Source organism: Pseudomonas sp. IzPS59 (assembly GCF_014863505.1).
Taxonomy (GTDB): domain Bacteria; phylum Pseudomonadota; class Gammaproteobacteria; order Pseudomonadales; family Pseudomonadaceae; genus Aquipseudomonas; species Aquipseudomonas kribbensis.
In genome coordinates, this window is record NZ_CP062251.1 from 4,401,901 (window position 1) to 4,427,671 (window position 25,771).

A 25,771-nucleotide genomic window follows, 5' to 3' on the forward strand; every position below is an offset into this window, starting at 1 on the left:
AAGAGGTCCATCAATCCACCGCCAACATTCAGGAAAAACCACCATGCCCGCCATCCATAAAATCCTGATCGCCAACCGCGGTGAAATCGCCTGCCGCATCCAGCGCACCGCCCAGGCACTCGGCTATCGCACCGTCGCGGTGTTCAGCGACGCCGACGCCGATGCGCTGCATGTCCAAATGGCGGACGAGGCGGTGAACATCGGCCCGGCGCCGGTTCAACAGTCCTACCTGAACATCCCGGCCATCCTCGACGCCGCACGGCGCAGCGGTGCCGACGCGATTCATCCCGGTTATGGGTTCCTCTCGGAAAACGCCGAATTCGCCCGGGCCTGCGAACAGGCCGGCCTGACTTTCATCGGCCCCAGCGTCGAAGCCATCGAGCTGATGGGCAGCAAACGCCAGTCGAAAATCGCCATGTTCGCCGCCGGCATTCCATGCATCGCCGGCTATCAAGGCGCCGAGCAGGACGACGCAAGCCTGACACGGGAAGCCGAGCGCATCGGTTATCCGTTGATGATCAAGGCCAGCGCCGGCGGTGGCGGACGCGGCATGCGGCTAGTGCACAGCGCCGAGGAGTTGCCGGCGCAATTGCGCACGGCGCGCTCCGAAGCCTTGAACGGATTCGGCAGCGACGAACTGATCCTCGAACAGGCCCTGATCGAACCGCGTCATGTCGAGATTCAGCTTTTCGGCGACCGGCACGGCAACCTGATCTACCTCGGCGAACGGGACTGCTCGATCCAGCGTCGTCACCAGAAGGTCATCGAGGAAGCGCCGTGCCCGGTGATGACCGAAGAATTGCGTCAGGCGATGGGCGAAGCGGCGCTCAAGGCCGGACGTGCGGTGAACTACGTAGGTGCCGGCACCGTGGAATTTCTCCTCGATGCCCATGGACGGTTCTACTTTCTGGAGATGAACACCCGGCTGCAGGTCGAACATCCGGTAACGGAGTTGATTACCGGGCTGGATCTGGTGGCCTGGCAGCTATTGGTTGCCGAGGGCCAGCCTCTTCCGCTTAAACAAGCGCAGGTCAAACTCGATGGCCACGCCATGGAAGTGCGACTCTATGCCGAGGATCCGGCCCAGGGATTTCTACCGCAGACCGGCCGTGTCGAAGCCTGGGCACCGGCACTGGATCGGGGAGCGCGGGTTGATCATGGGCTGATCGAAGGTCAGTCGATCTCGCCGTTCTACGACCCGATGCTCGGCAAACTGATCGCCCACGGTGCGACACGTGAAGAGGCCCGGCGCAAACTGTTGTGCGCGGTGCAGGACAGCGTGTTGCTGGGTGTGCAGAGCAATCAACGGCTGCTGGCCAGTCTTTTGCAGCATCCGCAGTTCATCAGCGGCGAATTCAGCACCGGGTTTATCCCGCAATATTTCGCCGACCACCCCTGTCTGCATCCCCATACACCGAGTGCCGAAGAACTCGCTATCGCGGCGTTGCTGTTCTATCAATCTGCCGCGGGTTCGCATCGCGCACCGTTGGCCGGTTGGCGCAACGATACCGGCGCGCCGCTGCACTATCGCCTGGGTCTTGAAGATCAGGAATGGAGCGTGCAATTGCTGGCCGCCCCGGATGGCATCGTTCGGGTCCAAGTCGCTGAACGCGCCTTCGAACTGAAGCTCATCGAACACGGCGAACGCTCGATTTCTCTGGACATCGCAGGCCTGCGCCAGCGCCACGCCTATCGCCTGCACGACGACCAGCTCTGGCTGTTCACCCGCCCCGGCAGCCTGCGCCTGGTGGATCGAACTCATGCCGTGATCGACAGTCAGACCAGCGTCAGCACCGGCACCTTGAAAGCCCCGATGGATGGCGCAATCATCGACGTGCTTGTCAGCGAAGGCAGCCCGGTCAGTAAAGGCCAGCTGCTGGTGGTGCTGGAAGCGATGAAAATGGAGCACCCGCTCAAGGCCGGCATTGATGGCGTGCTCAAGCGGGTGCAGGTCAAGGTCGGCGATCAGGTGAAAAATCGTCAGGTTCTGTTGCAGGTCGAGTAGTCACCGCGCGCATCCGCAAGGTTTGACTACGCTCTGAATAATCAGGACGCGGAAATCAGGAACCCTGCGATGCCCCATTGGCTGGTCATTGATCTGGAAGCCACCACCGATGAAGGTGGCTGGCCGGTTACGGAAATGGAAATCATCGAAATCGGTGCCACCCTGGTGGATCGAACCGGTCGCGAGCAGGATCACTTTCAACGGTTCGTCAAACCGACGCGTCGGCCACTGCTGACGCCGTTCTGTCGTGAGCTGACACACATCACCCAGGCCAACATCGACGCGGCGCAACCGCTGACCGAGGTCTGGCCGGCGTTCGAGCGCTGGCTCGCCCAGCACCAGACACGCCTTGAAGGCTGGGCCAGCTGGGGCGATTACGACCGCAAGCAATTGCTTCAGGAATGGCAGCGACTGCAACTCGACAGCGCGCTGAGCCATGTGCCGCACATGAACCTCAAACAGCGCTTTGCCAAGGCCCGACGCCTCGAAAGGCCCCTGGGACTCAATGGCGCTCTGCAACTGGCGGGCATGCAGTTCACCGGTCAGCAGCACCGGGCGCTGGAAGATGCGCGTAATACCGCCCGATTATTGCCGCTGGTGCTGCCGCTCTAGCACAGGTGACGGCGCCAGACGCCTTGTGCATACTGGCCGACCTTTTTGACCCTTTTAAGCCCTTTTCGAGAGGAATCGCCCATGTTTAAAGTCAACGAGTACTTCGACGGCACCGTCAAGTCGATCGCTTTTGGCACTGCCGAAGGCCCTGCGACCATCGGCGTCATGGCCCCGGGCGAATACGAATTCGGCACCAGCCAGCGTGAAATCATGCACGTGGTGTCCGGCGCACTGACCGTCAAACTGCCGGACAGCAGCGACTGGGAAACCTTCGCCGCCGGCAGCCAGTTCAACGTGCCGGCCAACAGCAAGTTCCAGCTGAAAGTGGCCGTCGACACCGCTTACCTGTGCGAATACCGCGGCTGAACCCTGGTTTCCTGCGGCAATAAAAAATGCCCGTGTCCAAGGACACGGGCATTTTTCGTTTCAGGGTCGGTTATTCGAGGATTTCCACCGGCATGCCGACTTCGAGGCGGCCATTGCTGTCATTGACCAGATTCTGACCGAACATCGCACCGTCGGCCTGGGCCCGGGTCTTCTGCAAGGTCGCCAGCGGCTCGCGGTCGGAGCTGCGCTCTCCGGTTTTCGGGTCGATGGTGGTGAGAATGCAGCGCGAGCACGACTTGACCACGCGGAACTCGACATCGCCAATGCGAATGCGCTTCCAGCCATCCTCGGCATACGCCTCGCTGCCCTCGATCACCAGATTCGGCCGGAACCGCAGCATTTCCAGCGGACGCCCGACTTCCTGCGACAGATGTTGCAGCGACGCCTCGCCAATCAGCAGCAGCGGGAAGCCGTCGGCGAAGGCCACCTGGTCGTCATCGTTACCGTACCCGGCCTGGGTCGTGCGGGCGCGGTCCAGTGGCACTTGCACCAGTCGGGTCGGCTTGCCGATGAATTCGCTGACCCAGCGGGCCGCTTCTTCACCGGCATCCGGTACACGCAGGGTGTCGCGCCAGATGGTCACGCCGCGCAGTTCTGCATCGCTGCAGGGCAAGGCGATATCAATTGCCGAATGCCCCGGCGCATCGAGGGTCAGGCCACCGTCGGCATTCCACAGCGCCGACAACTGGCTCATTTTCGCTTCGGCACGCTGGGTCAGGAAACGCCCGCTGGCCTCGTCCACCAGCATCCAGCGTCGGTCGCCCTCAAGCCCCAGTTTGTCCAGGCCGATCCCTTGCAGGACCTCGGCCTTTCCGGATTTCAGCGGGTAACGATAAAGCGCGCTCAGACGCAGCATGGCCAGCTCCCTGGTGGGTGAAAAACGCCACCCTATACGAGCTTTGTCGCCGAATCAAAGGCTGACGCCGGGTCAGCCTCGACAAGTTGATCAGGCCGGCACTTCGTCGAGCATCAGACGCTGGCGCACCACATCGACCAGTTTGTCCGGCTGGAACTTGGAGAGGAAGTTGTCGCAGCCGACCTTCTTCACCATCGAGTCGTTGAAGCTGCCGGACAGCGAGGTGTGCAACACCACGTACAAGCCACGCAGACGCGGGTCGTTGCGGATTTCGGTGGTCAGGCGATAGCCGTCCATTTCCGGCATTTCCGCGTCGGTGAAGATCATCAACAACTTGTCGGTCATGTTGACACCGGTGTCGGCCCAGGCCTTGAGCATGTTCAGGGCTTTCAGACCGTCGCTGGCGATGTGCATCTTCACGCCCAACTGACCGAGGGTGTCGCGCAATTGCGACAGGGCCACATTGGAATCGTCCACCAACAGCACTTCACGGCCGCGGGCACGTTCCAGGACCGGATCTTCCAGTTTGTCGCGGGACACCTTGGCGTTGTACGGAACGATTTCGGCGAGGACTTTCTCGACGTCGATGATTTCCACCAGTTGATCGTCGACCTTGCTGATGGCGGTCAGGTAGTGTTGACGGCCGGCGCTGGTCGGCGGCGGCAGGATGGCTTCCCAGTTCATGTTGACGATGCGGTCCACGCCACCGACGAGGAAGGCCTGCACCGAACGGTTGTATTCAGTAACGATGATCGTGCTGTTGGGGCCAGGCACCAGCGGGCGCATGCCGATCGCCTGGGACAGGTCGATCACCGGCAGGGTCTGGCCGCGCAGGTTGACCACACCGCAGACAAACGGGTGACGCTGAGGCATCAGGGTCAGCTTCGGCAACTGCAGGACTTCCTGAACCTTGAACACGTTGATCGCGAACAATTGGCGCCCGGCCAGCCGAAACATGAGAATTTCCAGGCGATTCTCACCCACCAGTTGCGTGCGTTGGTCTACCGTATCGAGAATGCCGGCCATCAATGACTCCTGGGCTTGTTCTGGTGAATTCATTAAAGGGGGTTATCGGCGGATTCCGGCCAATCTTGATCCCCATACAAATCACCTACAAAATGCCATGAGCAGGCATTGATGTCACATTAACATCATGCTTTACTGGCCCCCGTGATTTCATCTGCTACATTCTCTGCGGCGCGACCTCGGTTTGCACCGTAGGTTCCCGTACCTAAGGGATTCCCCTAGTAACAATCAGGCCCAACCTGATGTTCGCAATATCCAATAGCCATTAATGTGACGCCATTCTCATTGCATGAACGGAGTCAGGCTTTTGTGTGCGATCGCAGGTCAGTGGAACCCCATCCTCTCGAAACCCCCGGCACCAGCCATCTCGGCACTGCAGGGCGCGATCTCACGACGGTTCATGATCGTCGACACACACGACATTCGCTCATCAGACATGACGTTGTGGAGATAAGCATGCCGAACGACCGTAAAGAGTGGGCGCAGCGGTTCCCCGAATTTCTTGTCGAGGCTGAAACGCTCCTGGCCAAGTCCGAAGAGTGCCTGAGTCATTTGCAACTGATCAGCAATGACAAGGACGCAATCGATTGCATGCTCAGCACCCTGCTCAAACTGGCGAACAAGGCCGATGCCCTTGCATTGGTGGCAGTCTCCGAGTTCTGCCTGCACCTGCACGGTTTGCTCACTCAGACGCAAGATCATGTCGACCTGCATGCCCAGGCACTCGACGCCCTGAAAGATTGCTTCACCCTGATGGCCTGGCAACTTGAACTGGTCGACCAGAGCACCGGCCAGCTAAGCCTGGACGAAAGCGAGCAGACGTCCCTCATCGAAGCGTTCGCCTTCCAGGTTGGGCAGAGCCAGTTTCAACCGCCGCTCAGTGCCAAGCCCTTGTCCCTCGTGTCTTACTCGGAGCGGCAAGCGTAATCGAGTGCACGCCGGGTCCGTTGGAGCCTGTTAGTTCGAGCCATCGAATGTCGCAATTGAATAACTCATGCCTGCCAGCGACATCTCCAAATAAATAATTACGCTTCAACATGCAGACTGCCTACCGTTGAAGTCAGGGTTTACCTGTGTATAAAAATTGAAGACTTCAGGTGTCACCGATAATTATCGACTCCAATAAATCAACTTTTTCCATTATGGAACTCACGTCCAACATGGCGTATTTCCTGACTCTTTGGACATATAGGGCGAACGCGACCAACGGTATGTTAAGTGGTATTATGCCGCGCGTTAGTTGCTTTCACTTAATGGCACAGTGACTTCAATGATCGGTCTGCTCCGAAGTTGGCAGTCAATTATCGATCACTGAGCCGTATTGAAACCAACAACCTGAATCACAGATTTTCAGACAGAGACCGCCAGCCACTCTGACCGGTCTGCCCGCAGCGAACATCCATTGGCTCCATCCGCTATGTACGCCAGCCTCAAGTCAATCGCCACATGGCCACCCTCCCGAGAAAACGCGCGCAGGTTCACGCTCACGCTTTGCATTGGTGCAGCTTTGGGCAGTCTGCTGACTTATTGCCTGTCCGCACCGTTGTCATTTGGCCTGCTGCTGCTCAACGTGGCAGCCGCCGCTTGCGTCTTTACCCAGCATCGCCTGTCGCGCAAGTCGATCAAGTTTCAGCCCCAGGAGCTGGCCGATCGATTGCTCGAAGTCCAGGAAAACGAACGCCATCGCCTCAGCCGTGAACTGCACGACGATATCGGCCAGTTGCTGACCGCCGCCAAGTTGCAGAGCGAATGGCTCAAACGGCGTCTGCCCGAAGAGCTTCAGGAACAATGTTCGGCACTCTGCGACACCCTTGAGGAAACCCTCAATAAAGTCCGCGACGTTTCGGCCATTCTCAACCCACGGCAACTGACCAGCCTCGGGCTGGAAGCCAGTCTGCGCGCGCATTTGCTCAAGACACTGGCCAATACGTCGGTTCACTGGAGCCTGGACTGTCAGCAGCGTCTGAACGGCATCCCCGAAGAAATGGCTGTCGCCGCCTTCCGCATCACTCAGGAAGCCGTGACCAACATCCTGCGACATGCGCAGGCCAAGAACCTGCTGATCCGCGTGCAACGCCTTCCCCAAGGCTTGACCCTGCTGATCAGCGATGACGGTCTGGGCTTTGCCCCGGCCGCCAATCCCGGTCGTGAAGGACAACGAGGCATGGCCGGGATGGCCGAACGGATCGAGCAACTGGGCGGCAGCCTGAGCGTGACGAGCGAACCGGGCAAAGGCACTCAAATCGAAGCACTATTCCCCTGGGCGCCCCGTGCACTCGAGCGGGCCAGTACGAATAAGGTTATGCGTTGACTTGTAACTTACTTCTGGTGGATGACCACTCGCTGATCAGAGCCGGCGTGCGCGCTCTGGTGCTGGATATTCCCGGTTACGCGGTAATCGGCGAGGCCAATGACGGCTCGCAATTGCTCGAGATGGTCGAGCAGCTGAACCCCGATATCGTCTTGCTGGATATTTCCATGAGAGAAACCGGCGGCCTGGAGGCATTGCAGCGGCTCAGACGGGTTCGCCCGCACAGCAAAGTGCTGATTCTGTCGATGCACACCGACCCTGCGCTGATCATGCAGGCACTGGAATCCGGTGCCCATGGCTATCTGCTCAAGGACACCACGGCCACCGAGCTCGAACACGCACTGGAAGCCCTGCGCAACAACGAACGCTACCTGAGTCCGGCCATCGCCCACACGGTGATCAACCAGGCCCTGACACGCAATCAGAAGTTGCAACCGGAAGTCGCCGATTCCCACAACCTGACGGCTCGCCAGCTGGAAATCCTGCGCCTGATCGTACGCGGCAAGTCCACCCGTGAGATCGCCAATGGTTTGGGTCTGAGCATCAAGACTGTGGAAACCCACCGCTCGCAGATCATGAAACGCCTGCAGATCTACGATGTGGCGGGGCTGGTACTGTTTGCCGTACGGGAGCAGATCATCAGTCTGGACGACTGACCCGCCGCGTCCTGCCCAACAGCGGCGAGTTCTCTGGCAAATGCACACGCAATGCCGCCGGACGCGCCGCAAACCGCAGACTGTCGCCTTCCAGCGGCTCGCCATCAAGATTGATGCAGAGCCCTTCGGCAACCTTGATTTCGACCCATGGCAAACGCGTGCGGACAAACATGTTGTCGAGACCAAATCCGTCGCTGAGCAGGTTTTTCAGCGTGCCGACCAGCTCCTGTGGTGCCGGCAGAATACTGATATCCAGCAGGCCGTCATCCGCCAGTGCCTCCGGGCACAACACATGCCCTCCGCCCGCCTGGCGGCCATTACCGATACCCAGCGCGAGCAGTTCACCGCTCCAGTGAAAGTCCGGCCCCTGCAATTCGCCATAGGCGGCGTGCAACTCACTGAATCGCGACAGGCCCGTAAACAGATAGGCCGCGCCGCCCAGCACCTTTTTCAGATCCTCCGAGGTATTGGCAGTGACCTGACTGCCAAACCCGCCCGTGGCCATGTTCAGAAATATCTGCCCGCCCACCTCACCCAGATCAATGTCATAGGCAGGTGCACCGAGCAACTCAAGCGCCTCGGCGGGCTCCGGGGGTATACCGGCCGCGCGGGAAAAATCGTTGGCGGTTCCCAGTGGCAGCAGCACCAGACTGGCTTCTCCCGGGTGAGCCGCCAGGGCCTCGGCGATGTCGCGCAAGGTGCCATCGCCACCGCCGGCGATGATCTGCCTGTATCCACCAGCCAGCGCCTCTTCGACCAGACGCGGGGCATCACCGGCCTCCCAGGTCAGGCGTACCGCCAATTCCCAGCCCTGCTTGCGTTTGTGTTCAACGGCGGCACGAACCGCTTCGTTAAGTGCCTGCTTGCCATGCAGAATCAGCAATGCCCTGCGCTCATCCATATTGGCCACTCCCGTTATCAAATCAGTTCGGGACATCTTGACCCTCACAGCACGCAAAAGAGCCACCGCAATCCCAAGTATTTCCAGCGACGTGGCTCACTCGTCCTACAAGGCGGTATTTTTTCGTACGGAATGTAAGGAATCGGCTCAATTGACCCATCCAGACCATTCGTACACTGTGGGTCTGAGGCAGCAATCTTTAACCCGATAACACAAGGATGTGCAGGTAATGAGTCAAAACATCACCCGGACGCTGGATCATTCGAGCAGCAGTTTCAGCCGGCAGAAACTCATGGCAGCAGGCGGAATTTCCCATGCACGGTCATGACGCAAGAATGACCGCAAGTCCGGTTGCCCCCCTCTCCGGCAGTCGTGCCTGCCATAAACCCGAACTCAAGAGCAGCGCCAAAAACACTGGAGAAAAAATCATGGACCCTCGTGTCACCGAGCTGGAAACCCACCTCAAATATATTCGCCGTGACATGGACGAAGTAAAGGGAGACGTCAAAGCCATCAAACATCGTCTCGCCTACTCTGCGGGCGCCACAGCAGTGGTCCTTGGATTGTTGGGCTGGGTTGCCAATAGTCGCTTCGACCAGCTCGTGACGCTGATCAGCCGATGACTTACAGAAATGCAGGCCCGCGCCGGGCCTGCATTTCAATGATCAGCCGAGAAGGTCACTCAGGGGAATGAAGGGCACCATTTCTCCCTGAATCAGGGTGCGCCCCTCCTGCACTTCTACCAACCCATCAGCCCAGGCGGCGCTGCGCAGAACACCTGAACTTTGGTTTCGGTAGATAGTTGCCTGTCCCTGCTCCAGTCGCCCCCGCAGGAATTCACGCCGATTACCGGCCTGGGGCCAGACGAATCCAGCCGGGACTGGAAACTTGAGAGGCTCTACATCTTGCACACCCTGACGACGCAGCAGATAAGGCTTGGTCAACAAGGCAAAAGTCACCAGCGTCGACGCGGGGTTGCCGGGCAGACCGATGACCGGAACACCCCGAAAATGACCAACAGTCAATGGCTTCCCGGGCTTGATCGCCAGTTTCCACAGCGTCAGCTCCCCCTCCTCCCTAAGCGCGACGCCGAGGAAATCCGCTTCCCCAACCGATACGCCTCCGGTCGACAGTATCAAGTCGGCCTCTTCGAGTTCCCCAAGACGCGCTCGGGTGGCGGACAAGTCATCTGGAAGAATCCCGGCATCCAGCACTTCACAGCCCAGACGCTGCAGCCAGCTGCACAGCACCACCCGATTGCTGTTGTAAATCTGTCCCGGACCCAGTGCCGCTCCCGGTTCAACCAGCTCATCACCGGTGGACAGCACTGCCACACGGGGCTTGCGGATCACATCAAGGCCGGCGCAGCCCAAAGACGCAGCCAACCCCAGCTCGATCGGACCGAGCCGGGTTCCCGCGGGCAGGATCAATTCGCCCACCGTGGTTTCCTGCCCCTGCGGGCGGATGTTCTGCCCGGACACCATGGACTCGATGAACCGCACTCGTTCGTCGGCCTCGATCACGGCGTTTTCCTGCATCTCGATGCAATCGGCACCTGGTGGAACGGGTGCCCCTGTAAAGATACGGGCACAGGTGCCTGGCTCCAGCGGTTCAGACGCCTGACCGGCAAAAATCTTCTGACTGACCGGCATCGGCTCACCGGTCCAGTCAGCCAGGTTCAAGGCATACCCGTCCATGGCACTGTTGGGCCATGGCGGCAGATCCAGCGTCGAAACCAGATCCTGCGCCAACACCCGCCCCTCGAGCTGCGCCAATGGCAGATACTCGGACTCTACGATGCGCGAGGCGTCAGCCATTTCCAGCAGACGCGCCAATGCCACCTCGACCGGCATCAGGCTGCCGGTCTTGCCAGGCTTACCCGCGGGATTCACAAGGAGCCGCCTGTTTCAGGTGAGAGACGAAATTGCACGGACGATGCCGCGAATCCAGTTGCTCGGCCAGGATGCCATCCCAACCGGTGCGCACCGCATTGGTCGAACCCGGCAGACAGCAGACCAGCGTACCGTTGGCCAACCCTGCCAGGGCACGGGACTGCACAGTCGACGTGCCGATATCGGCCACCGATATCTGCCGGAACAACTCACCAAAACCATCGACTTGCTTGTCGAGCAGGCACGCAACAGCTTCAGGTGTGCTGTCGCGACCGGTAAAGCCTGTGCCCCCGGTGATCAGCACCACTTGCACGACATCTTCGGCAATCCAGTGGGCAACTTGCGCGCGGATTTTGTACAGGTCATCTTTGAGCAATACCCGCTCCGCCAGGTTGTGACCGGCAGCGGTCAAACGGTCGACAAAGACCTGGCCGGAGGTATCGGTTTCCAGAGTACGGGTGTCGCTGACCGTCAATACCGCGATATTGAGCGGTGCGAAAGGTACATCAGCCTTGGCTTTCATAGGCTCATCCAGTTGTAGGAGAAACAGCCCGGTGTTATATCACAGCGCCCCATTTTTTCGCCGAACCTGCGGAGAGTTGCCATGACTTCCAATACCCCTTTGCCACCCTGCTCCGTCCTGTTACTGGCCGGTGGACGTGGTCAACGCATGGGTGGCCAGGACAAGGGGCTGATTGAATGGCACGGGGAACCGCTGATCGCTCATTTGCAGCGCAAGGTTCGCCCGCTGACCGACGATCTGATCATTTCCTGCAACCGCAATCGCGAGCGCTATGCGCCCTTCGCCGATCAATTGGTGACGGACGACGAAGAAGACTTTCCCGGACCATTGGCCGGCATCCGTGCCGGTTTGCGAGCCGCTCGCCATTCCCATCTGCTGGTGTTGCCGTGCGACGTACCGCGAATCGATCTTCCCCTGTTACAGAGCATGCGCGAGACCGCCAGCCGGCACCCTGAAAACCCATTGATGCTGCGTCACGACGAGCACTGGGAACCGCTGCTTTGCGTGATTCCGGTGGCGCTTCTGCCCGCATTCGAAGAGGCCTGGCACGAAGGGGAACGCAGCCCTGGCCGGCTCATGCGCAGGCTTGGTGCCCAGGCACTGATTTGCCCGGACAACGACCCACGGCTGGCCAATCTCAATACCCCGGAACTGTTAAGCTCTCATAACACTGTGTCAGACTGACCGCATTCAAGGAACTCTCACGCCTTGCATACGTCTACAGCTCAGTAACCAAAAGAATTCCCTTCGGAGACAAACACATGACTCAACGGACTCTCGCCACTTTCATGCTCGCACTGGGCCTGGCCACCCTCGCCGGTTGCGCTTCGCCAACGGTGATCACCTTGAATGACGGTCGCGAAATCCAGGCCGTCGACTCGCCTAAATACGACAAGGATTCGGGCTTCTACGAATTCGAACAACTGGACGGCAAGCAGACTCGCATCAACAAAGATCAGGTTCGCACCGTTAAAGAGCTGTAAGCGACGCCAGATACAGAAAAGCCCGCATTTGCGGGCTTTTTCGTGGGCGTCAGAAAGATGGCTTGCACTATTTCTCACCAGTCAAGCGTGATCCGGCTTTCAAAATCACGCACCTGCCCCGTAACCGGATCAATGAACCGCAACCCCTGCGCCAGCAGCTTGAGCGGTTTGGTGTAATCGTCCTCGACGTCCTTCAACACCTCGGGATAGAACGGATCGTTGCAGATGCTCGCGCCCAGCGCCGTCATGTGCACCCGCAACTGGTGTTTCTTGCCGGTCACCGGATACAGGCCGTAACGCCAGAGGTCGCCGTTCCTTTCCCGCACTTCCACTGCTGTTTCGGTGTTGCTGACACCGGGACCTTCCTGCATACGGAAAAAAGGCTCGCCATCAACCAGGCGACTCTTGTGTACCAACGGAAAATCCAGCCCCGGCAATGCAGCAGCGATGGCTTCGTAGCGTTTTTCGATTTGCCGTGTCGGGAACAATGACTGATACGCCGAACGTGTCTGCGGATTGGCCGAAAAAATCACCAACCCGGCGGTGTGCCGGTCGATTCGGTGCAACGGCACCAGGTGCGGGTTGTCCAGACGACGAATCAACCGGCGCAGCAGCGTCTGTTCCACATACTCCCCCGCTGGCGTTACCGGCAGGAAATGGGGTTTATCTGCGACGACCAGATGTTCGTCCGCGTAGAGAATCGACTCGACCACCGGAATCGGCTTTTCATCCGGCACTTCGCGAAAGTAATGGATGCGCAGGCCTTCCTTGTACGGCAGGTCCAGCGCAATCGGCTGGCCTTCGCCATCCAGTACCCGGCCTCGGGCAATCCGGTCCAGCCACTGATCGCGTCCGATGGCACTGAAGTGATCACACAGACAATCGAACACCGTCCGCCAGTCGCCCGGGGGCAGGTAAAGCGTGCTGGCCTGATTCTGTGCGGCGGAAAATGTAGATGTGCTGGACATACGGAGAACTCGAACCCTCAAAGCAGAGCGGCATTATCCAACACCGGACGCAGCAGACCTAGCGCAGAATCAGGCGGGGATCGATTTGAGGGCCGCTGCCTCGGTGAACTCCTTCAGCCAGCGCAGTACATCGACAGCCTCCCAGCGACCCGGGTCGTACAAGGCGTACAACAGTCCCTGATAACCCACCACATCCAGTTGCTTGTGATAGCCGGCGCGCTGGAACAACGCCTCGATCTCGGCAAAACAGGTATTGAAATGCAGCTTGTTGAACGGCGTCTTGCCCTCCGTGACCAGACCGTCCAGACGCAATTCGCGGACGGCGTCGTGCACCACATCAACCGACATCCGGTTCACGCTGCTTTTCAACTGTTCGACATTGACCACGATTCATCCCTCTGACGTCCTGGTCGCCGTGCTCAATGCCCAAAAAAAACACAGCACGACGAACCCACTCAATTACTGTATGAACATACAGTAACCGAATAAACCCGCAAGTGCCAAGGATCGATGAGCGTCGCGATGAATGGCCACGCCGGAACGACGTCGAGGGAAAGGCTAACGCAGAAATGCCACAACCTGATCGGCACTGAACGGCCAGCCCAGCTCCGCTCCGGTATCGGTCCGGCGCAGCACAGGGATCCGCAGGCTGTAGGCCTCGAACCAGGACTCGTCGTCGGCAATGTCCACCAGCTCCACCAGCAGGCCATGCTCGACGAACGGCATCAGCTCGGCTTCAGCGACTTCACACAGATGGCACCCCAGGGTGCCGAACAACTGGCATTCAGGAAGCATGCGCGTTCAATCCCAAATTTTGATTGGCCATTTTAGGCCTGACCTGTGAACCCGTCGACCCGTCAGAGACCTCAAGTTTTTGAGCGAGTTTATCCTCGCAAAACCCTGACTCAAATCAGCCCGCACAAATGCGTTTTACACCATGCTCCGGTGTTTTTTGCCTCTACGCTTGAAGAGCCTGACCCTGCCACCGGAGTGTTTTGTGTTTGCCAATCTGTTGATCATTCTTGCCTCGTCCCTGGTGATGATTGCCCTGTTTCGCCGCCTGCGCCTGCCACCGGTGCTGGGCTATCTGTGCGTCGGGCTGATGGTCGGGCCGAAAGCGTTCGACTGGATCAACGAGAGCGAGCATCTGCCGGATCTTGCCGAGTTGGGCGTGGTGTTTCTGCTGTTTTCCCTGGGGCTGGAATTCTCCCTGTCGAAAATGATTGCCCTGCGCCAGGTGGTTTTTCGTCTGGGCAGCCAACAGGTGCTGGTCAGCACAGCGCTGCTGGGAAGCGTGCTGATGCTGCTGGGCATGCCCCTTACCCCGGCGCTGCTGCTCGGCGCGGGGCTTTCACTTTCGTCGACGGCGATCGTCACCAAGGAACTGGGAAGTCTCGGTGAAATCTTCAGCAGCCATGGGCAGAATGCGGTCGGGGTTTTGTTGTTTCAGGATGTGGTAGCCGTGTTGTTACTGACACTGGTGCCCGTCTTCGCCGGCAGCAGCGATCAAGCCTGGTATTGGGCGTTGCCACTGACGCTGCTCAAGACTGTCGTGCTGTTCATAGGCTTGCTGCTGGCCAGTCGCTGGCTATTGCCGCGCCTGTTTCAGGAGGTGGCGGCATCGCGCTCGGCCGAGCTGTTCGTGCTGCTGGCGCTGGTGATCGTGTTGCTCACCGCTTGGCTGACTCACCTGCTTGGCCTCTCCCCTGCCCTCGGCGCGTTCCTGGCCGGCATGCTGCTGGGGGAAAGTCATTATCGGCATCAGATCGAGGCCGATATCCGGCCGTTCCGCGACATCCTGCTCGGCCTGTTCTTCGTCAGCATCGGCATGCTGATCGACCTGCAATTGTTCGCCAGCCACAGCGTGCTGATTATTGCGATGACCCTGGGTTTGCTGCTGATCAAGGGTTCAGTGGTGGCGCTGCTGGTGAAATGGCGTGGCAGCGACAATGAAACCGCCTGGCGCAGCGGCCTGGCCCTGGCTCAGGGCGGCGAGTTCTGTTTCGCTCTTATGGCGCAGATGCAGCAGAACCGGCTGATGCCCGTCGAACTCGGCGCCCTGCTCCTCGCTGCGACGTTCTGCTCGATGCTGCTTACGCCGCTGATGTTGCGCGCGGCCCCCCGCATCGCCGCCGCCCTGCACCGCAAACCCAATCAGGAAGCGCAGATAGAGGAAATCAGCGCCCTCAATGCCGGCCTCGACCAGCATGTGGTGATCTGCGGCTACGGGCGTGTCGGTCAGTCGATCGGACGCTTCATGCGCAATGCCGGGCAACCTTACATCGCCCTGGACAACGACCCCGTACGTATTCAGGAAGCAGCCACCGTCGAACGCGACGTGCATTACGGCGACTCTGCGCGTGGCGACCTGCTGACTGCGGTCGGTTTGCTGCGTGCAAGGCTGCTGGTGATTGCCGTGGATAAAAGCGATGTGGCGCTGAGGGTGCTCAAGGAGGCCCGGCGACTCAACCCGAAAGTGCCGATTCTGGTGCGCACCCGCGACGACAGCCAGTGGGCCGAACTGAAAGCCGCCGGCGCCAGCGAAGTGGTGCCGGAGCTGTTGGAATCAAGCCTGATGCTCGCGTCCCATGCCTTGATTCTGCTAGGTCTGCCGGCACACCATGTGCAGGAGAAAGTCGATCGGGTGCGCATCGACCGCTATCGCCTGCTGCATGGCTTCTACCCGGGTGCCGAAGATGAAGAGACTTAGTCCTGACTTACCGCGCCGATTTTGTGCAGCGACAGATCCGCGCCGTAATACTCCTGTTCCTGACTCAGGCGCAGACCATGCAGCGCCTTGATCGAACCGTAGACGGCGAAGCCACCGACCAGCGCCACCAGCACGCCCAACGCGGTGCCGATCAACTGGCTGATCAGACTGACTCCGCCAAGCCCGCCCAACGCGGTCGAGCCGAAGATTCCACAGGCGATGCCACCCCACACGCCACACAAGCCGTGCAGTGGCCAGACACCCAGCACATCGTCGATCCGCCATTTGACCTGCGCCGCCGTGAAGCACCAGACAAACAGGGCACCGGCAATCGCACCGGTGACGAATGCGCCCACCGGATGCATCAGGTCGGAGCCGGCACACACCGCCACCAGACCGGCCAACGGACCGTTGTGCAGAAAACCGGGGTCATTGCGCCCGACGATCAACGCCGCCACCGTTCCGCCCACCATCGCCATCAACGAATTGACCGCCACCAGGCCACTGACGCCTTGCAGGGTTTGCGCGCTCATCACGTTGAAGCCGAACCAGCCGACGATCAGGATCCACGAGCCCAGCGCCAGAAACGGAATGCTCGACGGCGCGAACGCCACCAGCCGGCCATCGCGGTAGCGGCCATTGCGCGGCCCCAGCAACAGCACCGCTGCCAGCGCCAGCCAGCCGCCCATGGCGTGAACCACCACGGAGCCGGCGAAATCATGGAACGGGGCGCCGAATCGAGCCGCCAGCCAGGCCTGCAGACCGTAGTTGCCGTTCCAGATCATCCCCTCGAAAAACGGATAGATGAACGCCACGATCAATGCCGTCGCGCACAGCTGTGGGACAAAACGTGCCCGCTCGGCAATGCCGCCGGAAATGATTGCCGGGATCGCCGCTGCGAACGTCAGCAGGAAGAAAAACTTCACCAGCCCGTAACCATGATCGGCACTGAGCACCGCCGCCGGTTGCAGGAACGTCACCCCGTAGGAAATCCAATAGCCTATAAAGAAATAGGCCAGGGTCGACACGGCGAAGTCGCTGAGAATCTTCGACAGCGCGTTGACCTGATTCTTCTGGCGAACCGTTCCGACCTCCAGAAAGGCGAAACCGGCGTGCATGGCCAGCACCATGACCGCACCGATCAGAATGAACAACGTGTTGGAACTATGAACGAGCGTATCCACAGCGCTTTGCAGATTTTCCATGAAGAGGCAGACCCAAGGCTGAAAAAGGCACCAAAGCGGTTCATGCAGACATTTCATGCACCAAGTTGCGACCATGCAGTCACAAGCCCGAGGGGCCGGCGAACCGCTTTGGCGCACGAGGTCGATGTCCTGAGCTGAACCCGTGTCATCCGGGCTATGATTTCCCGGCTTCGCGCCCGGCAACAGCGCACTGCTGTCCGGCGACGCACCACGACACAGCAAAAGATGTACCAGTCATTTGTACTGAACCTTCACGCAAGGCTCATACTCGAAAGTTTCAGAAGCCGTTTCAGACAGCCACTTACGGAGATTCCCCATGGCCAGCACCAAGGCAAAGACTGCTCAAGAAATCCTGATGAACGACTTCCAGACCCTGGTCAGCGACACCGAACGGTTGCTGGAACACACCGCCACGCTGGCCGGTGATCAGGCTGACGAGTTGCGCGAACAGATCCACGAAAGTCTGCTGCGCGCACGGGAAACCCTGAAACTGACCGAAGACACCCTGCGCGAGCGCGGTCAGGCAGCGGTCACCGCCACCGAAGATTATGTGTCAGCCAACCCGTGGCAATCGGTGGGTATCGCGGCGGGCGTAGGCTTTCTGATTGGCCTGCTGGCCACGCGGCGCTGATCATGTCGATCGGTGAATCCGGCCCGACTGCGGGCACTGCCTCTTCCACACGGCGCCTGGGTGCAGCCGTCCTCGGTCTTTTGCACAGTCACGTCGAGTTGTTCGGCATCGAGCTGCAGGAGCAGAAAGCACGCACCGTCAGCCTGTTGCTGTTCGCCGGCCTGGCACTGGTGTTTGCACTGCTGTTGCTGGTCGGCCTGTCGACCCTCGTCCTGATCGTGTTCTGGGACACGTATCGGCTCGCCGCCATCATCGGCCTGTGCGTGTTCTACACCCTCGCTGCGATCTTCTGCGGGCTGCGCCTGAAGGCTGCAATCTTCGATGAATCCTCGCCCTTCCACGGCACCCTGGAAGAACTGGCCAACGACCGGGAGCGCCTGCTGCCATGAGCCTGCCTGAACTTCCGCACAACAGCTCGCGCCAGGAAATGCGCAAGGCCCTGATCCGCCTGCGCATGGAAATGCATCGTCAGGAAATCCGCCACGAAACCGGCCAGGTGCTGCAACCCTTGCAACGCATGCGGGGCATGACGCAAAACCTGCAGGACGGTTTCGGCATCAAGCATGCGCCGTTGTGGGGCGTAGCCGCCGTGACACTGCTGGGGTTCCTGACCGGTAAAGGTGCGAAAAGCGGTGGCATCGGCGGCCTGAGCCGGTTAATCCGCCTCGGTACCAGCCTCGCGCCGCTGATCAAACTGGTCATGCAGAACTCGGGCAAACGCTGAGTTCCACATCTGGCTGCATTCTTGCACTGCTGGCGGGATTGAATCTCTTCACCCGGAGAATCAATCCCGCTTGCCTACCCGGCCGGCAGCATCCGACCAGAACAACAATGACCAAGGAGGCCCCGTGATCGACGGGCAACCGCTCGCCTGCTTTCAGCCTTTCATCGATACCGCTACCGGACGCATTGCAGGCGTCGAGGCTCTGGGTCGACTGCGCCAGGCGCATGGGCAACTGACCTCGGTCGGGCCGCTGTTCGCCGACCCACGAACGCCCGCAACCGCCTTGCGCCGCCTCGACCGGCAGATTCGTGACAATGCGCTGAGCCGATTTCACGAAGCACCGCCAGACTGGTTTCTCAGCCTGAACATGTCACCGCGCTGGATCAGCCGTCTGCGCGCCGATCAGGCGCTACCCAGCCTGAAACAACTCGCCCGGCATGGCGTCGACCCACAGCGGATTGTCTTCGAGATCACTGAACTGGGCGGCAACAGTCAGCGTCTGTCTGAAGTCGTCGCGCGCTATCGCGATGCCGGCGCGCGGATCGCCATCGACGATTTCGGCGCCGGCTATTCACAGCTCGATCGCGTGCTGGCCTTGCAGCCGGACATCCTCAAGCTCGACATGCGCCTGTTTCAGGCCGCCGCGCTCGGCGGGCCCAGCAGCGATGTGGTCAAGGCACTGGCGCAGATGGCCGAAAGGACCGGTTGCTGGATTATCGCCGAAGGCGTGGAGACCGAAGCACAGCTGAATTTCGCGCTGGAATGCGGCTCGCGTTACGTACAGGGTTTTCTGTTCGCCCGGGCGCAGGAGGCTTTTTTTGCGACGGATGCTTTCGTCCAGCGCTTCGCTGAACTTCGCCAGGCCTATGTGAAGCAGAAACTCGCCGAGCGCGGCAAGCTGATGTCCATGCGCCGACAGCTCGGCGAGTTGATGACGATTCTTCAGAGCTGGGCGCAAACCCGCGCGCCGCTCAGTGCCTTGCCGCAACTGGACGCCTTCCCGTGGTTGCTGCGGTTTTATCAGTGCGACCGTCAGGGCACGCAACTGACGCCGAATCTGGAATGGCGGCAAAGCGGCTGGATCGCCGACAACCGTTACCTGGGTCACAACTGGTCGTGGCGCCCCTACTTCTACCATCTGCTGGCCGAAGGCTGGGAAGAACGCCGGTTGACGCTTTCCAACACCTACCGCGATGCCACCAGCAACCAGTACTGTCTGACCGCCGGGCAGTTTTTCGACAATGGTGAACGCCTGCTGTTGATCGACATTGATGCCGCCGGGCTGTAGTTGCGCTTGCAGACACTCGCCCGAACCGGGAAGCTAGGGCACCAGTCACCCGACGGAGAGAATCAGCCTTGGATTGGCAAACCCTGCTCAACCGCGAACGTCTCGGCAAGCCGCTGCACAGCCCGCAGGAACTCGGCCGCAGCCCGTTCCACAAAGACCATGACCGCATCATTTTCTCTGGCGCCTTCCGCCGCCTGGGCCGCAAGACCCAGGTGCATCCCGTGTCGAGCAACGACCATATCCACACGCGTCTGACCCACTCGCTGGAAGTCAGTTGCGTCGGCAGGTCGCTGGGCATGCGAGTGGGCGAAACCCTGCGTCGCGCCCTGCCCGAGTGGTGCGAACCGAGCGATCTGGGCATGGTCGTGCAGTCCGCCTGCCTGGCCCATGACATCGGCAATCCGCCCTTCGGCCATTCCGGCGAAGACGCCATCCGCCATTGGTTTCAGCAGGCCGCCGGGCGCGGCTGGCTGGATGCGATGAGTGACGCCGAACGCGGTGACTTCCTGAACTTCGAGGGCAATGCCCAAGGGTTTCGGGTTCTCACACAGCTGGAGTATCACCAGTTCGACGGTGGCACCCGGTTGACCTACGCGACCCTCGGCACCTACCTCAAGTACCCGTGGACCGCACGCCACGCCGACTCCCTGGGTTACAAGAAACACAAATTCGGCTGCTATCAGAGCGAGCTGCCCCTGCTGGAGCAGATCGCCCATAAACTCGGCCTGCCGCAACTCGAAGAACAGCGCTGGGCGCGTCATCCGCTGGTTTACCTGATGGAGGCTGCGGATGACATCTGCTACGCGCTGATCGATCTGGAAGATGGCCTGGAGATGGACCTGCTGGACTATGCCGAGGTCGAGTCGCTGCTGCTGGGTCTGGTCGGCGACGATCTGCCGGAAACCTACCGACAGCTGGGCCCTCAGGATTCGCGCCGGCGCAAACTGGCGATCCTGCGGGGCAAGGCCATCGAACACCTGACCAACGCCGCTGCCCGGGCCTTTGTCGAACAACAGGATGCGCTCTTGGCGGGAACGCTGCATGGGGACCTTGTGGAGCACATGCATGGTCCGGCCAAACGTTGCGTGCTGAATGCCAAGGACATCGCCCGCAAGAAAATCTTTCAGGACAAGCGCAAGACCCTGCATGAGATCGGCGCCTACACGACGCTGGAGATTCTGCTCAACGCGTTCTGCGGTGCGGCCCTCGAACAGCACAACGGGCGTACGCCGTCGTTCAAGAGCCGCAGAATCCTCGACTTGCTGGGCAACAATGCACCGGACCCGCACGGCCCGCTGCACGCATCGTTCCTGCGCATGATCGACTTCATCGCAGGCATGACCGACAGCTATGCCAGCGACATGGCCCTGGAAATGACAGGGCGCTCCAGCCATTGATACTTCGTCGCCCGCCCGGTCAGGCATTGACCGGGCGGGCAACTGATGGATATTCCAATCCTTTCCTTATATCCATGTTCGACGCTCGCGACGTATCGCCAACAAAAAACTTAAACTCATTGATGACTTACAAACATTAAACAAACAGGATTTTCAGTCACCCCCGCCCCCTCCATCGAACAAGTTCAGCTCGCGAAGCCATCCGCTACCTACGTCAAAACTAGTTCACACGTAGTCCCATTCCTCTTTATTTGTAGGACTGATCCTAGATCGCCACCGAGGTCCTGTCGGCTCATGCGACCGCTCTTTCATCTGAGCTAAGGTGCGCCCTTTATTAGTGTTCGCATGGGACTTTGTTATGAACTCCGTTTTTATTGTCGACGATCACCCGGTTATCCGTCTTGCCGTTCGAATGCTATTGGAACATGAAGGTTACAAGGTCGTCGGTGAAACCGATAACGGGGTCGATGCCATGCAAATGGTTCGCGAATGCGCACCCGACCTGATCATTCTCGACATCAGTATTCCAAAGCTGGACGGCCTCGAAGTCCTTGCCCGTTTCAACGCCATGAGTTCTCCGTTCAAGACACTGGTCCTGACCGCACAGTGCCCGACGCTGTTCGGCATTCGCTGCATGCAGTCCGGCGCATCGGGTTATGTCTGCAAACAGGAAGACCTCAGCGAACTGGTCAGTGCCATCAAGGCGGTCCTTTCCGGATACAACTATTTCCCCAGCCAGGCCCTGAACCCTGTTCGCAATGACGATGTGCGCTACGCAGAACTGGAACTTTTCAAATCCGTCAATGACCGCGAATTGATGGTATTGCAACTATTCGCCCAAGGCCGAACAAACAAGGAAATTGCCAAAGGCATGTTCCTCAGCAACAAGACCGTCAGTACTTATAAAAAACGTCTGATGCAGAAACTCAAAGCCAGATCCCTTGTAGAACTTATTGAAATGGCCAAACGCAACGCACTCGTGTGAGAGACGACATGCCCAGTCGCTTGAAAAACTGCCTGATTGTATTGAGTGCATGCCTTGGGTTATGTGCTCATGCAGCAGCCGCCCCCGTCATCCCGCAAGACCTGACCCTGCTCAGTCGCTCGACCGACAAGTCGCTTCCGGTCCTGCTTGAACATTCGCAACGGGACTGGTTGCACAATCGCAATGAGTTGATTCTGGGCACATCGGCTCCCGACTATCCACCCTTTGACATGACGGCCAGCGGCCGTGATTACGAAGGGTTCACGGCCGATTACGCCGGACTGATCGGGCAGGCAACCCGCCTGCCGGTCAGGGTCAAGCGCTTTGCCACACGAGACGCGGCGATCCGGGCATTGCTCGACGGCAGCATCGACATGCTTGGCACGTCCAACGGGCTGGAGGCGGAAAACGCCAACGTCGTACTGTCCAGCCCTTACGCCATCGATCAACCGGTACTGGTCACCCGCACGGGTGAAACCCGGTCTCTGAGCGAAGGTCTGGCCGGATTGCGGCTGAGCATGCTGTATCACTATCTGCCGCTGGACGAAGTCAAGGCGCTGTATCCCAAAGCCCTCATCACCTCCTATCCGTCTTACCAGAATGCCATCAACGCCGTCGCCTTCGATCAGGCGGACGTATTTCTCGGCGACACCATTTCCACCCACTACATGATCAGCAAGGGGTATCTGAACAACATCCGCATGGCCAATTTCGGCAAGCACGAAGCCCACGGTTTCAGCTTTGCCGTGCGTCGCGACAATCCTCAACTGCTGGGTATCATCGATAACGTGCTCAAGGCGGTCCCGGGCAGCGAGCGGGAAACCATCGCCAAACGCTGGAGTGCCGGCAGCGATACCTTGCTGACCGACCAGAAACTGCAACTGACCCACCGCGAAGAACAGTGGCTGAAGAAGCACCCGGTGGTGAGTGTGGTCGTCAACGAGGCCTTTGCTCCCCTGAGCTTCTTTGACACCGATGGCAACTTTCGCGGCATCAGCGCCGACCTGCTGGAACTCATCCGCTTGCGCACCGGCCTGCGCTTTGAAATCCGCCGCAGCCGCAGCGACGTCGAGATGATCAAGCAGATCGAGAACCATCAGGCCGACCTGATCGCCGCCCTGCTGCCGACCGCCCAACGCGAGGAAACCCTGAAGTTCAGCCGTCCCTACCTTGAAAACTCCTATGTCCTGCTGACCCGCAAGGCTGCCGACAGTCCGACGCACCTGGGTCAGCTCAAGCGCAAGCGCCTGGCCATCGCCCAGGGCAACCCGATGATCGAGTACCTGCGCAACGAGTTTCCACACATCCAGTTGATCGAGACCCCGGACACGTTCAGTGCCGTGGCATTGCTCGACGAGGGTCAGGTCGAAGGCGCCGTGAACTCGCTGGTGATCGCCAACTACTTCATCGCTTCGCACATCTTCGAACACCCCTTGCAGATCACGACCACCATCGGCACCCGGCAGGCTGCCTTTTCCCTGGCAACCGCCAGAGACAACACCGAACTGGGCTCGATCATCGACAAGACCCTGATGAGCATATCGCCCGAAGAACTGGGCATCATCAATGGTCGATGGAGGGGCTATTCAAGCCTTTCGCAAGGCACCTGGCACCAATACCGGCGCCTGTTCTATCAGGTGATCGGGGCGGCCGGTCTGCTGTTGCTGCTGTCGATGCTCTGGAATGCCTATATGCGTCGCCAGATCAAACAGCGCCAGGCCGCCGAACGTGCCTTGAACGACCAACTGGAGTTCATGCGCTCGCTGGTCAACGGCACGCCTCATCCGATCTATGTGCGTGATCGACAAGGATTGCTGCAAAGCTGCAACGACAGTTACCTCGAAGCCTTCAAGGCCAGACGCGAAGACGTCATCGGCAAGAATGTGATGGAAGGTGCTCTGAGCAACGCCTTCGAAGCCAGGGCCTTTCAGGCCGACTACCAGCGGGTCGTGAACGAGGGCAGGCCGCTGGTGCTCGACCGGCCGTTGCAAATCGGCAACCGGCGCCTGACGATCTATCACTGGATCCTGCCGTACCGCGACTCCAGCGGCGATGTTCAGGGGATCATCGGCGGCTGGATCGACATCAGTGAACGTCATGAGCTGCTCGACGAGCTTCGTGCCGCCAAGGAGCAGGCCGATGATGCCAACCGTGCCAAGAGTACGTTCCTGGCGACCATGAGCCATGAAATCCGCACGCCGATGAACGCGGTCATCGGCATGCTCGAACTGACACTCAAGCGCATGGACAAAGTGCATCCGGACCGATCCAGCATCGAAACCGCCTACAGCTCGGCCAAGGATCTGCTGGGGCTGATCGGTGACATTCTGGACATTGCCCGGATCGAATCCGGGCGCCTGAGCCTGAGCCCCGAGCGGGTCAATCTCATCGATACCATCACGTCGGTGGTCCGGATCTTCGAAGGCCTGGCCCGACAGAAACGACTGGCACTGGTGGTGAACGTCTCCCCGCCCGAACTGAACATCGACGTACATCTGGATCCCTTGCGTTTCAAACAGGTGCTGTCGAACCTGATCAGCAATGCCATCAAATTCACCGAAAAAGGCCAGATCAGGATCTCGCTGGAACTGCTGGACAGCGATGTTCCCGCTTGCTCGCTGGTGCAATTGACGGTTCAGGACAGCGGTATCGGTATTACTGCCGAAGATCAGCGGCGGCTGTTCGAACCTTTCACCCAGGCCAGCCATGGCAGGAACCGGACAATCAGCGGCACAGGGCTGGGACTGGTCATCAGCCGCAGCCTGTGCGAAATGATGGGAGGGCAACTGCAATTGAGCAGCCAGCCCGGGATCGGCACACAAGTGAATGTGTCGCTGCCGCTGGCAATCATGCCCGCCGAAGTGAAAAGCCAAAAACACGAACCACAGATCCAGACCGCCCTCACGCCCCTCAACGTGCTGGTGGTCGACGATCACCCGGCCAATCGCCTGCTGATGTGCCAGCAACTCGAGTTCCTGGGACACCGTTTCAGCATTGCCGAAGAAGGCCAGAGCGCACTGGAACAATGGAAAAACGGCGCATTCGATCTGGTCATCGCCGATTGCAACATGCCCGTCATGAACGGCTATGAACTGACCCGCGCGATCCGGCGCCACGAGAGCCTCACGCAACGCCCGACCTGCACCGTGCTGGGGTTTACCGCCAATGCCCAACCGGAAGAGGTACTTCGCTGCAAGCAGGCCGGCATGAACGAGTGCCTGTTCAAACCACTGAGCCTGAGTGCCTTGAGCCAATGGGTCGACAGTGTCCGGCCAATCCTCGATGCACCGGTGTTCCATGCACCTGCGTTCAACCTGCAGGGGCTTTATGCGCTGACCGGAGGGAACCCCGCCCAGACCAGGCGACTGTTGACCGAACTTCTGAAAAGCAGCCGGAGTGACCGCCAGGATCTGCAGGCCTTGCCCCCCGGACGGGATCACCAGGCGCTGGCCGAGATGGCGCACAGGATCAAAGGTGCCGCACGCATTGCCCAGGCATCACGCCTGATCAACTGTTGCGAAGCACTCGAACAGGCTTGTCTGCAAGCTTTGCCGGTGGAGGAGATCGAACGCCGATGCAAGGCGAGCAACTTCGCCATTCTTGAGCTGGAGAAGGCGTTGGAGCAGCAACTGACGTTGACCGACCACAGCAGAATGACCGGGCCTTAACTATGCTTGGACGCTGAGCAGTGTGTTTATCAACTCGGAGAGT

The 25,771-nt window shown here is 59.6% G+C and carries 26 protein-coding genes; 17 read left to right on the forward strand and 9 right to left on the reverse strand.

The window, feature by feature from the left end:
* The first annotated feature begins 43 nt into the window (after positions 1-43).
* The 3 genes from IF189_RS19650 (at position 44) to IF189_RS19660 (ending at position 2,983) form a co-directional block, all read left to right on the forward strand.
* Positions 44-2,005 carry an acetyl/propionyl/methylcrotonyl-CoA carboxylase subunit alpha gene (locus IF189_RS19650; RefSeq protein ID WP_192552127.1) on the forward strand — a complete coding sequence of 654 codons (1,962 nt, stop codon included), beginning with the start codon at positions 44-46 and terminating at the stop codon, positions 2,003-2,005.
* 69 nt (positions 2,006-2,074) lie between these two features.
* Complete coding sequence (locus IF189_RS19655) at positions 2,075-2,617, forward strand: exonuclease domain-containing protein (RefSeq protein ID WP_134827644.1); 543 nt, start codon at positions 2,075-2,077, stop codon at positions 2,615-2,617.
* 81 nt (positions 2,618-2,698) lie between these two features.
* Positions 2,699-2,983, forward strand: coding sequence for a pyrimidine/purine nucleoside phosphorylase (locus IF189_RS19660; RefSeq protein WP_007940055.1), 285 nt, complete (start codon positions 2,699-2,701; stop codon positions 2,981-2,983).
* A gap of 70 nt (positions 2,984-3,053) precedes the next feature.
* On the opposite strand, the gene IF189_RS19665 is transcribed toward IF189_RS19660, so the two are convergent.
* Positions 3,054-3,860, reverse strand: coding sequence for an MOSC domain-containing protein (locus IF189_RS19665; RefSeq protein ID WP_134827645.1), 807 nt, complete (start codon positions 3,858-3,860; stop codon positions 3,054-3,056).
* A gap of 90 nt (positions 3,861-3,950) precedes the next feature.
* Positions 3,951-4,886: a chemotaxis protein CheV gene (locus IF189_RS19670; RefSeq protein ID WP_085710725.1), complete on the reverse strand. Its 936-nt coding sequence runs from the start codon at positions 4,884-4,886 to the stop codon at positions 3,951-3,953.
* A gap of 456 nt (positions 4,887-5,342) precedes the next feature.
* Between IF189_RS19670 and IF189_RS19675 the strand changes: the two genes are divergently transcribed.
* The 3 genes from IF189_RS19675 to IF189_RS19685 all read left to right on the forward strand — a co-directional run bounded on the left by IF189_RS19675 (position 5,343) and on the right by IF189_RS19685 (position 7,853).
* Positions 5,343-5,813 carry a hypothetical protein gene (locus IF189_RS19675; RefSeq protein WP_096821100.1) on the forward strand — a complete coding sequence of 157 codons (471 nt, stop codon included), beginning with the start codon at positions 5,343-5,345 and terminating at the stop codon, positions 5,811-5,813.
* A gap of 490 nt (positions 5,814-6,303) precedes the next feature.
* A complete protein-coding gene (locus IF189_RS19680; RefSeq protein WP_134827815.1) occupies positions 6,304-7,197 on the forward strand; it encodes a sensor histidine kinase in 894 nt (297 codons plus the stop codon).
* The gene (locus IF189_RS19685) at positions 7,194-7,853 is read left to right on the forward strand and encodes a response regulator transcription factor (RefSeq protein ID WP_085710728.1); all 660 of its coding nucleotides are present in this window, start codon (positions 7,194-7,196) and stop codon (positions 7,851-7,853) included. Before IF189_RS19680 ends, IF189_RS19685 begins: the two co-directional genes overlap by 4 nt.
* Here the strand turns inward: IF189_RS19685 and yegS are convergent.
* Positions 7,837-8,754 carry a lipid kinase YegS gene (gene yegS, locus IF189_RS19690; protein ID WP_192552128.1) on the reverse strand — a complete coding sequence of 306 codons (918 nt, stop codon included), beginning with the start codon at positions 8,752-8,754 and terminating at the stop codon, positions 7,837-7,839. The genes IF189_RS19685 and yegS overlap by 17 nt on opposite strands.
* A 314-nt stretch (positions 8,755-9,068) precedes the next feature.
* Between yegS and IF189_RS19695 the strand changes: the two genes are divergently transcribed.
* Positions 9,069-9,377 carry a hypothetical protein gene (locus tag IF189_RS19695; protein ID WP_192552129.1) on the forward strand — a complete coding sequence of 103 codons (309 nt, stop codon included), beginning with the start codon at positions 9,069-9,071 and terminating at the stop codon, positions 9,375-9,377.
* A gap of 42 nt (positions 9,378-9,419) precedes the next feature.
* On the opposite strand, the gene glp is transcribed toward IF189_RS19695, so the two are convergent.
* Entirely contained in the window at positions 9,420-10,646 is a 1,227-nt protein-coding gene (glp, locus tag IF189_RS19700; protein ID WP_192552130.1) for a gephyrin-like molybdotransferase Glp, read from the reverse strand.
* Positions 10,630-11,169, reverse strand: a complete 540-nt coding sequence (gene moaB / locus IF189_RS19705; protein WP_134827648.1) for a molybdenum cofactor biosynthesis protein B — start codon at positions 11,167-11,169, stop codon at positions 10,630-10,632. Before moaB ends, glp begins: the two co-directional genes overlap by 17 nt.
* 81 nt (positions 11,170-11,250) lie before the next feature.
* On the opposite strand from moaB, the gene mobA reads away from it, so the two are divergent.
* Positions 11,251-11,853 carry a molybdenum cofactor guanylyltransferase MobA gene (gene mobA, locus IF189_RS19710; RefSeq protein WP_134827649.1) on the forward strand — a complete coding sequence of 201 codons (603 nt, stop codon included), beginning with the start codon at positions 11,251-11,253 and terminating at the stop codon, positions 11,851-11,853.
* A gap of 77 nt (positions 11,854-11,930) precedes the next feature.
* The gene (locus IF189_RS19715) at positions 11,931-12,152 is read left to right on the forward strand and encodes a YgdI/YgdR family lipoprotein (protein WP_085710733.1); all 222 of its coding nucleotides are present in this window, start codon (positions 11,931-11,933) and stop codon (positions 12,150-12,152) included.
* Positions 12,153-12,226: 74 nt separating this feature from the next.
* Here IF189_RS19715 and IF189_RS19720 read toward each other — a convergent pair whose 3' ends face one another.
* The 3 genes from IF189_RS19720 to IF189_RS19730 all read right to left on the reverse strand — a co-directional run bounded on the left by IF189_RS19720 (position 12,227) and on the right by IF189_RS19730 (position 13,915).
* Positions 12,227-13,120 carry a pseudouridine synthase gene (locus tag IF189_RS19720; RefSeq protein ID WP_134827650.1) on the reverse strand — a complete coding sequence of 298 codons (894 nt, stop codon included), beginning with the start codon at positions 13,118-13,120 and terminating at the stop codon, positions 12,227-12,229.
* Between the two features lie 69 nt (positions 13,121-13,189).
* Entirely contained in the window at positions 13,190-13,507 is a 318-nt protein-coding gene (locus IF189_RS19725) for a transcriptional regulator (protein ID WP_085710735.1), read from the reverse strand.
* 171 nt (positions 13,508-13,678) lie between these two features.
* Entirely contained in the window at positions 13,679-13,915 is a 237-nt protein-coding gene (locus IF189_RS19730; protein ID WP_114884529.1) for a glutaredoxin family protein, read from the reverse strand.
* 202 nt (positions 13,916-14,117) lie between these two features.
* On the opposite strand from IF189_RS19730, the gene IF189_RS19735 reads away from it, so the two are divergent.
* Positions 14,118-15,830, forward strand: a complete 1,713-nt coding sequence (locus IF189_RS19735) for a cation:proton antiporter (RefSeq protein ID WP_192552131.1) — start codon at positions 14,118-14,120, stop codon at positions 15,828-15,830.
* Here the strand turns inward: IF189_RS19735 and IF189_RS19740 are convergent.
* Complete coding sequence (locus IF189_RS19740) at positions 15,827-17,035, reverse strand: ammonium transporter (protein ID WP_192552132.1); 1,209 nt, start codon at positions 17,033-17,035, stop codon at positions 15,827-15,829. The genes IF189_RS19735 and IF189_RS19740 overlap by 4 nt on opposite strands.
* Before the next feature lie 316 nt (positions 17,036-17,351).
* On the opposite strand from IF189_RS19740, the gene IF189_RS19745 reads away from it, so the two are divergent.
* From IF189_RS19745 to IF189_RS19775, 7 genes are all read left to right on the forward strand, one after another.
* Positions 17,352-17,666 (forward strand): DUF883 family protein, encoded by a 315-nt coding sequence (locus IF189_RS19745; protein WP_085710739.1) that lies wholly within the window; start codon positions 17,352-17,354, stop codon positions 17,664-17,666.
* Between the two features lie 2 nt (positions 17,667-17,668).
* Positions 17,669-18,055 (forward strand): phage holin family protein, encoded by a 387-nt coding sequence (locus IF189_RS19750; protein WP_065257074.1) that lies wholly within the window; start codon positions 17,669-17,671, stop codon positions 18,053-18,055.
* Positions 18,052-18,390 carry a hypothetical protein gene (locus IF189_RS19755; RefSeq protein ID WP_119429616.1) on the forward strand — a complete coding sequence of 113 codons (339 nt, stop codon included), beginning with the start codon at positions 18,052-18,054 and terminating at the stop codon, positions 18,388-18,390. The genes IF189_RS19750 and IF189_RS19755 overlap by 4 nt, the downstream gene beginning before the upstream one ends.
* A 124-nt stretch (positions 18,391-18,514) precedes the next feature.
* Positions 18,515-19,678 (forward strand): EAL domain-containing protein, encoded by a 1,164-nt coding sequence (locus IF189_RS19760; RefSeq protein ID WP_192552133.1) that lies wholly within the window; start codon positions 18,515-18,517, stop codon positions 19,676-19,678.
* 68 nt (positions 19,679-19,746) lie between these two features.
* Positions 19,747-21,075 (forward strand): deoxyguanosinetriphosphate triphosphohydrolase, encoded by a 1,329-nt coding sequence (locus IF189_RS19765; RefSeq protein ID WP_085710742.1) that lies wholly within the window; start codon positions 19,747-19,749, stop codon positions 21,073-21,075.
* Between the two features lie 358 nt (positions 21,076-21,433).
* A complete protein-coding gene (locus IF189_RS19770) occupies positions 21,434-22,060 on the forward strand; it encodes a response regulator transcription factor (protein WP_119429618.1) in 627 nt (208 codons plus the stop codon).
* Positions 22,061-22,068: 8 nt separating this feature from the next.
* On the forward strand, positions 22,069-25,728 hold the full coding sequence (locus IF189_RS19775) for a transporter substrate-binding domain-containing protein (protein ID WP_134827655.1): 3,660 nt from the start codon (positions 22,069-22,071) through the stop codon (positions 25,726-25,728).
* The last annotated feature ends 43 nt before the right edge of the window (positions 25,729-25,771 follow it).